The 13,940-nt window shown below is 37.2% G+C and carries 8 protein-coding genes, 1 pseudogene and 1 other annotated feature; of the genes and pseudogenes, 1 reads left to right on the top strand and 8 read right to left on the bottom strand.

What is annotated here, in order from left to right; translation table 11 throughout:
- Positions 1 to 221: 221 nt before the first annotated feature.
- The 4 genes from QM941_RS02980 to QM941_RS02965 all read right to left on the bottom strand — a co-directional run bounded on the left by QM941_RS02980 (position 222) and on the right by QM941_RS02965 (position 4,518).
- Positions 222 to 980 carry an ABC transporter ATP-binding protein gene (locus tag QM941_RS02980; RefSeq protein ID WP_414338683.1) on the bottom strand — a complete coding sequence of 253 codons (759 nt, stop codon included), beginning with the start codon at positions 978 to 980 and terminating at the stop codon, positions 222 to 224.
- Positions 977 to 1,843 carry an ABC transporter permease gene (locus tag QM941_RS02975; RefSeq protein WP_414338681.1) on the bottom strand — a complete coding sequence of 289 codons (867 nt, stop codon included), beginning with the start codon at positions 1,841 to 1,843 and terminating at the stop codon, positions 977 to 979. The genes QM941_RS02980 and QM941_RS02975 overlap by 4 nt, the downstream gene beginning before the upstream one ends.
- A gap of 60 nt (positions 1,844 to 1,903) precedes the next feature.
- Positions 1,904 to 2,902, bottom strand: a complete 999-nt coding sequence (gene trpX, locus QM941_RS02970; protein ID WP_414338678.1) for a tryptophan ABC transporter substrate-binding protein — start codon at positions 2,900 to 2,902, stop codon at positions 1,904 to 1,906.
- A 136-nt stretch (positions 2,903 to 3,038) separates the two neighbouring features.
- Positions 3,039 to 3,255, bottom strand: a binding site (T-box leader).
- Between the two features lie 144 nt (positions 3,256 to 3,399).
- Positions 3,400 to 4,518 (bottom strand): hypothetical protein, encoded by a 1,119-nt coding sequence (locus QM941_RS02965; protein ID WP_414338675.1) that lies wholly within the window; start codon positions 4,516 to 4,518, stop codon positions 3,400 to 3,402.
- Between the two features lie 339 nt (positions 4,519 to 4,857).
- On the opposite strand from QM941_RS02965, the pseudogene QM941_RS02960 reads away from it, so the two are divergent.
- Positions 4,858 to 5,022, top strand: a pseudogene (locus QM941_RS02960) (IS30 family transposase); the annotation flags it as partial.
- Positions 5,023 to 5,096: 74 nt separating this feature from the next.
- On the opposite strand, the gene ppc reads toward QM941_RS02960, so the two are convergent.
- The 4 genes from ppc to QM941_RS02940 form a co-directional block, all read right to left on the bottom strand.
- A complete protein-coding gene (ppc, locus tag QM941_RS02955) occupies positions 5,097 to 7,922 on the bottom strand; it encodes a phosphoenolpyruvate carboxylase (RefSeq protein ID WP_414338673.1) in 2,826 nt (941 codons plus the stop codon).
- A gap of 23 nt (positions 7,923 to 7,945) precedes the next feature.
- Complete coding sequence (ftsW, locus tag QM941_RS02950; RefSeq protein ID WP_414338671.1) at positions 7,946 to 9,157, bottom strand: cell division peptidoglycan polymerase FtsW; 1,212 nt, start codon at positions 9,155 to 9,157, stop codon at positions 7,946 to 7,948.
- Between the two features lie 231 nt (positions 9,158 to 9,388).
- Entirely contained in the window at positions 9,389 to 10,357 is a 969-nt protein-coding gene (gene prsA, locus QM941_RS02945) for a peptidylprolyl isomerase PrsA (protein ID WP_414338668.1), read from the bottom strand.
- 344 nt (positions 10,358 to 10,701) lie between these two features.
- On the bottom strand, positions 10,702 to 13,650 hold the full coding sequence (locus tag QM941_RS02940; protein ID WP_414338666.1) for an LPXTG cell wall anchor domain-containing protein: 2,949 nt from the start codon (positions 13,648 to 13,650) through the stop codon (positions 10,702 to 10,704).
- Positions 13,651 to 13,940 lie beyond the last annotated feature (290 nt).

Here is a 13,940-nt window from a genome sequence, read left to right as displayed (position 1 = left end):
AGTTTACTTTATATAGTATAGCTTATTTCTGAAAAAAAGTAAACCATTTCATACCACTTACATACTTCTATTTCATTGATAAATGGTATTTTCTTAAGTAAGTATTCATGAAAATACTAAAATCTCTAGAATTTATCAAAAATAGAGGATTCTTTGACACTTTCAACTATTAAAAACTTAGAAGCAGATAACCTACTTCTAAGTTTTTAGCAATCAATCCTTTACTCAAATAGTTGATAGTAATCTGAAATCTTCATCTTGGCTTTTTCATCCTTGTTTAAATCTTGGATGATTCGTCCTTCTTTCATAACAATAAGACGATTTCCATACTTGAGAGCATCTTCCATATGGTGGGTAATCATCAGAGCAGTCAGATGATCCTTGCTGACAAAGTCATCTGTCAATTCCATCAAGGCTACACTTGTTTTAGGGTCAAGAGCAGCTGTATGTTCATCCAACAAAAGGAGTTCTGGACGCTTCAAGGTTGCCATCAAGAGGCTCAAGGCCTGTCTTTGTCCACCTGACAAGAATTCAATCGGGGTGTCCAAGTGTTTTTCTAGACCATTTCCGACTTTCTCAATAGTTGCTTGAAATTCTTCCTTGTAAGCTGAGAGTCTTCGTGGAAAGAGTCCACGTTTTTCTCCACGAAACTTAGCAATCAAGAGATTTTCTGCAACTGTCATACGTGGTGCAGTTCCCATCTTTGGATCTTGAAAAACACGAGAGAGATACTTGGCCCGTTTTTCAGGGCTGAAATTTGTGACATCCTCCCCCATGATGCGAATAGTCCCACTAGTTAAAGGTAAAGTTCCTGCAATGCTATTAAAGAGTGTTGATTTTCCTGCACCATTTCCACCCAAGATTGTGATGAAGTCGTGTTCATAAATGTCAAGCGAAACATCGTTTAGGATAATCTTTTCTTCATCAAATCCATTCTTCACAATTTTTGTGGCATTTCTTAATTCTACAATCGCTGTCATTTGCTTAACTTGACTCCTTTCAAGTATTTATCCTTAAGTGTTGGAATGACTAGACAAGTTGCTAGGATAAGAGCACTATATAGTCGAAGGTAGCTTGTGTTAAAGCCGAGAGCAATGACTCCCCATACTAGGAATTGGTAGCTAATAGAACCAACGACAATAGTAACCAAACGTTCTGCTAGGGTCAAACTCTTAAAGAGTACTTCTCCGATAATCAAGCTAGCAAGCCCAACTACGATAACCCCGATACCACGAGAAACATCTGCATAACCTTCTTGTTGGGCAATTAAGGCACCAGCAAGGGCAATAACACCATTTGACAAGACCAAGCCCATAAGTTCCATACGTCCCGTATTGATACCAAAACTACGAGCCATGTCTGGATTATCTCCTGTTGCGATATAAGCTTGTCCCAATTTAGTATCTAGGAAGAAAAGCATAAGAAGGATAACCAAAGTCACAAAGATTAAACCTGTCAGTAATTGATTAACTTCAGATGAAAATGGAAGAACATCCTGGATTTGTTTAGTCCCTAGAAGACCAAGGTTAGCCCTTCCCATTATCATGAGCATGATTGAATGGCAAGAAGTCATGACTAGAATTCCAGACAAGAGTGTTGGAATTTTACCTTTTGTATAGAGAAGTCCTGTTGCTAAACCTGCAAGACAACCTGCTCCAACAGCTACTAATGTAGCAAGAAAAGGATTAACCCCTTGAGTAATCAATGTTACTGCAACTGCTCCTCCTAGTGGGAAGGAGCCCTCAGTTGTCATATCTGGGAAGTTAAGGATTCTAAAGGTCATAAAGATTCCCAAACCCAGAATTGCCCAGACGAATCCTTGTGAAATAATCGATATTATCATGTTACATTCATTTCCTTCTTTTAAAAATTGGAGGAGATGTCTCCAACTCCTCCCGTTTTCTTATTCAATCACTTGACCAGCTTCTTTTAAAACTGATTCAGGAATTGTAATTCCAAGTTCTTGAGCCAATTTTTTGTTGATAACTGATTTACCAGTTGAAAAGACATTGACTGGAGTATCTGCAGGTTTTTCACCCTTCAAGACTTTAGCGATCATCTTACCAGTAGCAACACCAAGGTCGTGTTGATCAACAACCACTGATGCCAAACCACCCGCTTCTACCATTGCAGTTGCGCTTGGATAGATTGGTTTTTTAGCTGTTTGGTTACTTGATACTACAGTTGAGAATGCAGATGCGATTGTGTTGTCAATTGGAACCCAGATTGCATCTACTTTTCCAGTCATGACATTTACTGTTGAAGCAATTTCGTTAGTTGATGGAACTGCAAAAGTTTCGACTTTCAAACCAGCTTTTTCAGCGTAAGCTTTGAACTCTTCAACTTGTGATTTAGAGTTATCTTCACTACTTGAGTAAAGAGCTCCAACTGTCTTGACATCAGGAGTTAATGTTTTAATCAATTCAACCTGTTGTTCAGCAGGGTTATGGTCAGATACCCCTGTGATGTTTCCACCTGGTTTTTCCAAGTTTTGTACAAGGTTAGCTCCAACTGGGTCTGTAATAGCTGCCATGATAACAGGAAGGTCTTTTGTTGCACTTGCTAGACCTTGAGCTGCAGGTGTCGCAATTCCAACAACAACATCATTTCCATTTGACACCAATTGTTTACTCATTGTGGCAACCTTACTTTGATCACCTTCCGAGTTCATAAAGTCAATTTTAACTTGATCGCTCTTATAGCCTTCTTCAGCAAGTCCATCTTGGATACCTTGGTAAATTAAGTCGAGTGATGGGTGACTGACGAACTGTAGAACACCAACCTTAGCTGTTTTGTTAGCTGTCTCGGTTTTAGTATCTTGTTTCATTAAGTTAGAGTAGACCAAGCTTCCTCCAACTACAAGTGCTAGTGCTGCGATAATACCAATTAAACGTTTATTCATATTTATTTCTCCTTATTTCACTTAAACTTCGTAATGTTCATTTCACTTTTAATATAACTTTACCAAGCGTCGCCATCGTTTGAATTCCATCATATACCTCCTAAACAAAAGAAAAAGTCCTCACACAAAAAACTTGTGTGAGGACGTCGATGCGCGGTGCCACCTCAATTATAGGGAATCCTCCCTATCTCTCAATCTCGCTTCACGAGTTGCACTGTAAGGTGTGCGCACCGAATTCTTATGATTTCAAATTCTTAATAACATTCAGCCCAATTTTCATCATCTCCATCTATCTGTTTCCACCAACCACAGACTCTCTAAAAAATTTTAATGATTACTTTCTGAATGGTTAAATTATATCATTTTAAAAATGCTTGTCAAGTTATTTTATGAATTATTTTTTTAAAAATGTTAAATTAAATAAAATAAGTTTATCATAGGACTGTAGAAATCGGCTTTACAATGTAACATTACAAAATTCTACGTAATTTTACAAATTATTTTAACCAAATATGAAACATATCTTCATCAACTATCTTTTCAAGAATGATAGTATTTTCATTTATGTCATATGCAATTAATTTATTACCAGCTAAAACTAATAAGATATTATCTTCGATCAGCTTAATATCCTTTATGTAGTCTGTTTCAGCTGAAAATCCAAATTGAGATAAATTGATAAAGGTTGATTTATGACTAGTTACATCAAATAGACTGAAAGCAATTTTTCCTGAATCATTATTCTCATGTTCAATTGCTAACAAGTTTTCTCCTAATTCAATAATATTAACTGGCCCAATTTCATCTAAATCAAAAAATTCCTTAAGTCCTGATTCCATATCATAGTGAAAAACTTTTCCCCAAAGTACTTTTTCCTTGGTCGAGTTAATTCGATAACCACCGGAAATTGAATAGAGTTGCTTACCTCTCACAATGCTATTGTCAAAAAAATAGGTTAATTCTGGATCTTCATGGAGAATTTCTTTATTTTCAAACTGTAATTTTTGATTTTTTAGTGAAAAATGATGTAAGTAGGTTGGGTAATTATCATTACTGTTAACCTCTACTCCCAAAAAGTAGATATCATCACCATCGTTTGAAAAATCTGAAGCAAAAACAGAATTTTTGAAAATATATTTATCTACTTCCTTTAGATTTGTATCAAAAACTGCAATAAAACTATCATCTGTATTTGCTTCAGATGTGAAATAATAGTCTGGATTTACGCCAGCTGATGAAAAAGCATAATCGGAGGTCTTATTATAGTGAATTTTCCCAGTTTCAAAATCAACTGATATTATTCTACCCACTACACCTAAGGGTGGACCTTCTTCAGAAAATAGCAAATAACGATTGGAAATTTCTGCACGCTTAACAACTTGATTAATCTGTCCCCTAACTATCTCTATTTTTTCATCAGAAACTTTCTCGAATGAACTATCTTTAAAATTATACCCCTCCACACTGTGGTATCCCAATAAATAAAAATCTACATCTGACTGTATAGAAAATTGTTTTGATGATACTGAAGAATGTCTTTGGATAAAAAATAACACCCCCGTTAAAATAATAATGGCTACAACAATACCATGACCAAGTTTTTGTTTATTATTCATACTCATTTATTCCTATTCATAACTCAAGTCATCAGCCTAATAGTTATTACTCCATCCTCAATAACTATTCTCCTAATATAGGCAGATTCATCTTTATACTTGCAATTGTAAGCCTTTTCCTATATATAGAATAGCATTATATTTAGGCCTTGTAAACGAATTTAATGCTCTATTTCGTTTTATATATATTTAGTTGACTAAAAAAAGCCAAGAAAAATTTTTCGAACATCAATAATTTAAGCTAGGAGAATGGTCATTAGGAAATAGATAAAGTTCTAGTTATAAGATAAAACAAAACTGTTTGCCTCTCTTGGCTGATCGAAAGAGTAGACATTAAATTATCCCTATACCTCTTGGGAAAGGGGAACTAATGATAATCACAACTAGCTGATTCGTATAGGATTCCCTAAAAGAAAAAAGAAAACGACTCCTAAAGAAGTCGCCTTCATTGATAATTGGATGAATAACTATCCTAAAAAATTCTTGGGCTACAAGTCACGTTAAAAATTGCTATTTGCTATCCAACTTGAACTTGAAACTTAGCAGATTCCTACGGTTTTTGAAAAATGTAGCTTGTATCAGCCCGAATTACGCAATCCTGTAGCGATTCCGTTAATGGTCGTATGAATCAATCTTTCTTCATCTGAAGATAACTCACCACGACGTTGACGCTTAATCAATTCCAACTGGATATAGTTGAGAATGTTAAAGTAAGGCATACGATAGTTTAGACTAGCCTTCAAATAAGGATTTTCTGCCAAAAGATCATCATGTCCTTCGATTGCTAAAATGACATTCTTAGTCAACTGCCACTCATCTAAAATAGTGTAATAGATTGCTTGTACTTCTTCGCTTTCACATAGCTTAGCGTACTCAAAGGCAATATTCATATTTGATTTTGATAAGACCATGTCTACGTTAGAAAGTAGTGACTGGAAGAATGGCCAGTTTTGATACATATCTCGAAGGTATTCGATATTTTGTGGATCTTGGTCAATAAATTCCTTAAAACTAGAACCTACACCATACCAACCTGGAAACATAACACGACTTTGTGACCAAGAGAACACCCATGGAATAGCACGAAGACCGCCAATTTCAGTGATGGTTTTACGAGCAGCTGGACGAGAGCCAATATTAAAGCTTGAAATATTCTTGATTGGACTTGACTCAAAGAAGTAGTCATAGAAATGTTCATTTCCAAATACCAAGTCACGGTAAATATCATAAGAACGATTAACTACCTGGTCCATAATGGCTTCATAATGATTTGAAGTATTGGTGTCACTCTTCTTCTGTGTAATCATCCGGTTGATGGCTGCAGATACTAACATTTCTAAGTTATAGTAGGCTGCATCTTTATTACCATATTTATTGCCAATTACTTCACCTTGCTCGGTCAAACGGATACGATCTTTGATAGACTTGAGCGGTTGAGAAGCAATGGCATCATATGTTGGTCCACCTCCACGGCCAACAGTCCCCCCACGTCCATGGAAGAAGGTAACTTTAACACCAAATTCATCACCGATAGCTGTTAGTTGTTGTTGAGCCTTATAAAGGGTCCAACATGAAGATAGGTAACCACCATCTTTGTTACTGTCAGAGTAGCCAAGCATGATTTCTTGGTAATTATTCTTGGAAGCAATCCATTTTTTAGCTAATGGGAGTGAGAAGTATTTTCTCATGGTTTCTTCAGAATGGTCCAAGTCTTCAATAGTCTCAAACAGAGGAACAATTTGAACACGCGCTTTTTCAGCATCCACAAGGCCAACTTCTTTGAGCATAATGGCAAGTTCTAACATATCAGACACACTAGTTGCGTGAGAGATAATGGTTTGACGAATGACATCTTCCCCTAAGCGGTCTTTTAATTCACGAGCAGTTTGGAAGATAGCCAATTCTTTTTCAAGTAGTTCTGATTTTTGCGCATGAGTTGCAGACAAAATGCGAGGATCCTCTAGTAGCTCATGTAAGAGCAAGTCACATTTTTCGTCTTCTGATAGTTCACTATAGTGGTCATTGATACCAGCGGATGCAAGCAATTCAGCTACACAGGCTTCATGAACACTAGAATCTTGACGCATATCAATAGAAGCCAAGTAGAAACCAAAGACTTCTACTGCTTCTAAAAGTTCAGCAAATTCACCCGTAATTAAAGCTTCTGCCTTATTCTCAATCAAGGAATCATGAATGGTATTTAAATCATCTTTAAATTCTTCTACAGTTTGGTAATAAGGAGCACGATCGTCTGCTAATTCCTGTATAGCACCTGAGATACGACTACCGATGTAATCTGAAATCACTCCTTGTTGATGACTATTTCCCCCAATAAAACCTGCAACAGGACGACGCTCTTCTACCGTAGAACCAACTAGAGACCATTGTTTTAAGTTGAGCAAGGTCTGGATTAGTTTTGATTGAATCAAGTGGAAAGCACGGCGATAAGGTTCTTTTTCTCGAAAGACTGAATTGTCACCTGAACGTTCAGCCATCTCTTCTACTGCTTTACTTGTTTTTGAAAGATTGGTTGAGAGAGAAAAGTTAAGGTAAAGACTAGAAATCTTGCTGATATAGTAATTTAAAATAACTTCACTTTGAATAGTAGCTGAGCGTTTAAGTGTCTCAGCTGTCACAAATGGATTTCCGTCTCGGTCCCCACCAATCCACATACCCATGGTAATTGGTTTAGGCTGATTCAAATCAATCCCTTGCTCCTTAGCCAGACGTTTGTACTCCAGCATTAGGTTCGGAATGGCTTGAAGGAAGGAACTATTGTAGTATTCCATAACGTTAGTGATTTCATTGGTCACTTTTAGTTTCTTCTCACGAATCATGTCCGTCTGCATGATGATTTGAATATAACGGCGGAGATCATTATGCCATTTATCCTTGTTAATCAAGCCCATCTTCACATCGCGGTATTTTCGTAAAAGATTATGAATATGATTGGTCAGGTCCAGCATACTTTTACGTTGCACTTGGGTTGGGTGGGCCGTTAAAACAGGTACCACATTTAACTGCTCAAGAATTTCTCTAGCATTTTCTTTCTCTGCAACTATTTTAATGGTTGTTGAAAGTTTACCAAGATAATCTTGGTCCACGTTATTAAGGTGGTTGATTTCGTAGGCCAAGTCAACATCTTCTGAAATATTGATCAAAAGTGGCAAAATTGAAAAGTAACGAGAAATGTAGACCATCTCATCATTTGTAAGACTAGTTACAATTTCATTAAGACCTTGATAGTCTTCGTTAGTTGACAATTCTTTCAATTGCATAATCTTGTCAAAAGTCTCAGGAGTCAACATATTTTTAGTGATGTCTTCCAACAACTCTGTCAAAATTTGAACTTCTTCTTTTACAACTGATTTATTACTATAATTTTCTAATTTTTGAAGAGACATTTTTTCTCCTTTTTAAGCTGTCTTTAGATACGGTAACCCATTTCACTGTATAGTTTTGCACGGTTTTCACTGGCATCAATATTGAGAACAAAGGCAATAGCTACTGATAAAACTAAAAGACTATTCCCCCCTTGTGACAGGAAGGGGAAGGTTACTCCCGTCGAAGGGATCAAGCCTGAAATTCCACCGATATTAACAAAGACCTGAACTAAAATCATACCACCAATACCAATAGCCATCATTGAGTTGAAAGGGTCCTTAGCTCTGATACCAACTAGAATGATACGTAGAATGAGGAAGAAAACCAGAGCCAAAATAAGACTTGCTCCAACAAAACCAAATTCTTCAATCACAATAGAAAAGACAAAATCCGTGTGGGCTTCTGGTAGATAACCTCGTTTTTCAATCGAATTCCCCAAACCTAGACCAAACCAGCCACCATTAACCATGGCATAATAGGAATTGGCCAATTGGTGCCCAGCCCCAGATAGGTCATCGAAGGGATTGAAAAAGGCGCTAAAACGTTTTGCTACATAACCAAATACAGGGATTTTAGAAAATTTCTCAACACCAATAAACTTAATAGCCGTCAATGATAGGGTAGACACTCCTATTAGCAAACCTATGATAGTTCCAAACCAGCGATGGGCAATACCACTAATTGTATACATTATTATAGACACCAATAGTAAAATGGTTGCATTTCCCAGGTCTGGGAAAATAGCCAAACTACCAATCATTACCAAAAGAACAAAACGCCAATCGTTAAAAGCTCTCGGAAACCACTGATTTTGTGTCAAAACTTGGAAATCATATACGCCAATTTCATCTTGTTGTTTAGAAAAACGTTGAGCAAGATACCAAATAATAATAATCTTTAGGTACTCAGCAGGCTGAATCGTAACCGGTCCAACCTTAATCCAACCATAAGCTCCATTGATGGGAATCCCAACTAAACGAGCCAAAGCTAGTAAGATTAACTCAGCAAACATGACTATAAAAATCAAGCGTTCATTTCGTAAAAAACCTAATTTTAATTTATAAATCAAGGCGATAAGGAACAAACTGACTAGCCAAAATAGTCCTTGGTTTCGAACTAATTGAAAGGCACTTTTACCTTCTTCAATCAATGTTGCACTTGTCGTCGAATAAACTACTATCAAGCCTAAAATAGACAAGAGTAGATATGGCACTAAAATGGAATAATTCAGCAGGTGCCTTTTACTAATTTTCATACTTCACCATCTATCTATAGAAAATCTTGTTTTCTTTCATCATTTCTAGTTTTACTAGCTATTATACCATTTTTTAGACTAGAAAAAAACTCTTATACATGAAAGGAAGGAATTTCTACATATAATAAACTGAGTCAAAAGTAGTCCTAACATTTAATTTGACTTAGACTCCATGTTTTCTGTACTTCAATCTTCATCAAAAAAACTCTACCTAAAGGTAGAGTTAAAAGTTTAGTTTGAAGTAGTTGTTTCGCTTGCAGTTGTTGTCTCATCTGCAGTCGTTGTTGTTGTCTCTTGCTTACTAATATACTGAGTGAAAATACTTTGGAAGGTTTGATCCTTAACCTTAATATTTGCTTCTTGCAATTCTTTACCAATGATACCTTGAACAAAAGTAGTATCATTTTGTTTTTGAGTTAAGATTACAGTTTTTAATTTTTCTTTATAATCTTCCCAGTTAGCTGATTTTTCAGATTTCTTGGTTAGTTTAACAATATAGAAATTACTAGTGTAAGCTTGTTTCCCTGGGGCAGTAATAACATCAGATACACCATCAACATCTAAAGCGAAGGCAGCTTTCTTTACAACATCTGGCAATTCTGTCGATGCAGAGTCAAATGTGATTTCGCCACCATTTTCTTTAGCTTTTTCATCTACTGAATTATCTTTAGCTAACTGTGCAAAATCAGCTCCTGATTCTTTAGCTTTAGCCAGAACTTCTTTAGCTTTTTCTTCACTATCAAGACGAATAACCTGTGCAGTTACTTCGGGAGTGTACTCATCATATGCTTTTTTGTAGTTTTCATCAGTCAATTCAGCTTCTGCAGCTTTTTTAACAGCGTATTCTACTAATTTACTTGTTCGAATTTGTGCCTTACGACTTTCAGGTGTCATGCCTGCACGAGCCAATACAGTTTGGTAGCTATCACCGTATTTCTTTTGTTCTTCTGCAACAGCTTCTTCTACTTCTTTGTCACTGACTTCAGAACCGTATTGTTTTTCAAATACTTTTTGAATAGTCATATTGAGCAAAACTTGTTGCGCAACTGAATTATTTTTAACTTCTTCGAAAAATTGATGCTCAGTAATGACATCACCCTTCATAGTGATTAAGTCTGCTCCTTCAGAGCTCTTTGAACATGCAGCTAAAGTAGCTACTGACAATAATGTGATGGCTCCTGCCATTAATTTTTTCTTCATGTTTACTCCTTTTTCTAAAAACGGTCGAAAATTTCTCTAGACCGACTCAATCATTATACCATATTTTAAAGCAGATAACTTAAATAAGACTAAAAATACTAGCTTTTAAATTTATTACGATTCCAGTTTTTCTTATTCCAAAAAGAGAGGCTGGGACAAAAGTCCTAGCCTCTTCTTGTCTTTGGATTGTCGAGCAAGACGCAGTGGTTGAGTGGGCTCTACTACGCTGATTTCATCAGCTTTTACAGCCCTACTCAACTATGCGGAGGTGGGACGACGAAATCGAATTCTAACGAATTACCGATTTCTGTCCCACTCTCTCTTGTTTATCGTGTGTTAATTTTTTAGTGACGTCCTTTGTAAGTTAGACCTGCTAAGCCAAGACTTGCTAGGAGGAAGCCTGCAAATCCAAGAATTGAATTTTGTTCTCCAGTATTTGGTAGGACTTTCGACCCACCTTCAGTCTTGGTATTTAGCGGTGTAGCTTGCGCTTTTGTGGTATCTGCTCCATTGCTATTTTGACCTGTGGTTGTTGTATTTTCACCACCTACAACAGCAATAGGCATTTGTATGCTACTGTCATTGCGATTTGCAGCGATATTTTTGAATGTCATTGCATAGATACTAAAGTGGTTGGTTTCAAAAGTCACCTTATCTGCATCTTGCTTGAAATCAAGTGCTTGCAAAGCGCCATCTGGGGCAACATAGTAGACATTTTCAACTGGTTTGTCGGCAGAAAGGGTCACTAAAACCATGCCATTTGGCTGGATAGCCTTGCCGTTTGCGTCATATAAATGAATGTCATAAGCCTTGTAGCTTTTCGTCTCAAGTGATTTAGCCTTGGTTTCTTCTACCTTGATGTAGCTAACATTTTTGAGCGTTGACTCTGAGCCACGAACTTGAACGCTTCCAGCTTCGTTCGAAAGGACTCGGCTTGTGCTTGGAGTAACTGGTTTCTCTGGCTTAGCAGGTTGTGGTTGATCTGGAACAGCTGGTGTAACTGGTTTCTCTGGCTTAGCAGGTTGTGGTTGATCTGGAACAGCTGGTGTAACTGGTTTCGGTGTGTCTGATGGTTTAGTTTCCGGCTTAACTTCTGGTTTCGGAGTCTCTGATGGTTTAGGTTCTGGCTTAACTCCTGGTTTTGGAGTCTCTGAAGGTTTAGTTTCTGGTTTTACTTCTGGTTTTGGAGTCTCTGATGGTTTAGTTTCTGGTTTTACTTCTGGTTTTGGTGTCTCTGATGGTTTAGTTTCTGGTTTTACTTCTGGTTTTGAAATATCAGAAGGTTTAGTTTCAGGCTTAACTTCTGGTTTCAGAGTCTCTGAAGGTTTGGCATCCGCATTTACCTTCTTATAACGTAGAAACATGTAATGTTCAAACGTAGTACCACCAGAATATGTACTCATTATCCTGTAGTCCACTTTATAACCAGGCATCCAGCTATAATACGAAACCACCTCATAGCCCTCAATATCTTTATAAATATTGATGGTCTCTCCAGGGTTTAAAACTCCATATTCTCGAGATATCTCCTTTCCCGTATCTGCATCGAAATAATCGATACGGTATTTGAGGGGCTCCTGCTTTTCTTCATCTTTTGGCGCTGGTTTTGGTGTTTCTGAAGGCTTAGCATCCGCCTTTACCTTCTTATAATCTAGAAACATGTAACGTTCAAACGTTTGACCACCAAAATATCTACTCATTATCCTGTAGTCAACAATATATCCAGGCATCCAGCTATCATTCGAAACTACCTCATAGCCATCGATATTTTTATGGATATTGACAGTTTCACCAGGTTTTAATACTCCATATTTTCGAGATATCCTCTCTCCCGTTTCTGCATCGAAATATTCGATAAGATAGTTGATGGGTTCTTGATTTTCGTCAGCTTTTGGCGCTGGTTCTGGTTTAACTTCTGGTTTTGGTGTCTCAGAAGGCTTCGTTTCAGGTTTTACTTCTGGTTTCGGAGTCTCTGAAGGCTTAGCATCCGCATTTACCTTCTTATATTCTAGAAACATGTATCGATATCCAGACGAAGACCCAAAATATCTATCCATTAACCGGTAGTCCACATTATAACCAGACATCCAACGACGATTCGTAACTACCTCATAGCCGTCAATATTTTTATGGATATTGATAGTTTCACCAGGGTTTAAAACTCCAATTTCTCGAGATAGCCTCTCTCCCGTATCTGCATCGAAATAATCGATACGATATTTGATGGGCTCTTGATTTTCGTCAGCTTTTGGTGCTGGTTTCTCCGTAGGTTGAGATGGTTTTTCTGGTCGATAATAACTATAACTAACTGAAATATGATCGCTTTCTACACCGTCAACAACAGCAGGATAAAAGTTGAATTTCTCGTAAGGTACAGTTTCTCCAGGTTTATAATGATTACCAGTAGTTGCTCCCCATCTTCCCTCTTCGTGTCTAGAATCCGTTATATCTTCCAAAATATAGCCATCTATCTCACCCTTAGGTAAAGTAAAACTCTCACCTGGCTTAATAGTGACTGTTATGCCTCGTTTTCCATCATCAATGGAATGATACTTGCGACGAAGAGGGCGTGTACCATCGGGCCAAATTTTAGGAGTTTCAGTATAGCTAAAGTTAATATGAAGAGTCCGTTCGCTCCTATTAGGCTTCTCTAGCGGAAGTGTCTCATATTGAAGCCGACGATGTGCTATAATTGTATCGCCTTCTTTTGTGAGAGTATACTCCCTATCTTTAGATGTCTCATCTATTTCATAAACTTCAGATCCAGCTGTCTTCCCAAAATTATTTAGATTATCATAACTAATATTCAGTATTTTGGGGTAAGCTCTTTCAAGCCTATATCCTTCAAATGTTGGAGCATCAATTGTTAAATCTTCACCAAAGTTAACAGTTCCTGTCAACGTTTTAGTAGGTTCTACTTCCCCCGCAATACCTATATGTTTAAAATGTAGTTCGATTACATATCGGATAGGAAGATGTTTTTCTTCTTTTAAGGTTGCATCTCCTCCTGGGGTAGCAGCTGGCTGAGTTTCGGCTACGTTTGCTGTTGACTTAGCTTCAGGTTTCACTTCTTCAACCGGTTTAACCTCTGGTTTTTCTGAATCACTTGGTTTGCCATTTTCTACTGGTTTTGAAGCTGTATTTGGCTGCTCTGCCACATTTGTGTCTGCCTGAGCTGTATTTGGCTGTTCTGCCACATGTGTATCTGCCTGAGCTGTAAAAGCTGGCACTACACCCAACACCGCAACCGCAAAGGTTGCGATACCGAGTTTAACAAGTTTATTTGTTTTCATAATTTCCTCCATAGGCATGTAGATTACCTTTTAGGTGGGCTAATACTACAAAATCCTAATTTTTTTGATATTAGTGTTTCGAACAATTCACCTCAAGCTCTTGAGCGACAAGGGTCTTGGTGTATCGTGTAACGACCGTTAAACGATACACTTAAAAAACAAAAAAATACCAATCCAACACAGGCTCAAAACCTTGTTAGATTCGTATTTTCTGAAATATTCACATTGTTATTTTGAATGTTTCGCCAAACGGTCGTTAATCGAAACATATTTACGCCTTCATTGTAGCA

The sequence above is a fragment of the Streptococcus timonensis genome (assembly GCF_047460355.1).
GTDB classification, from domain to species: domain Bacteria; phylum Bacillota; class Bacilli; order Lactobacillales; family Streptococcaceae; genus Streptococcus; species Streptococcus timonensis_A.
Note: the sequence above shows the minus strand (reverse complement) of the source record. Positions and strands in the feature narration are given on the sequence as shown.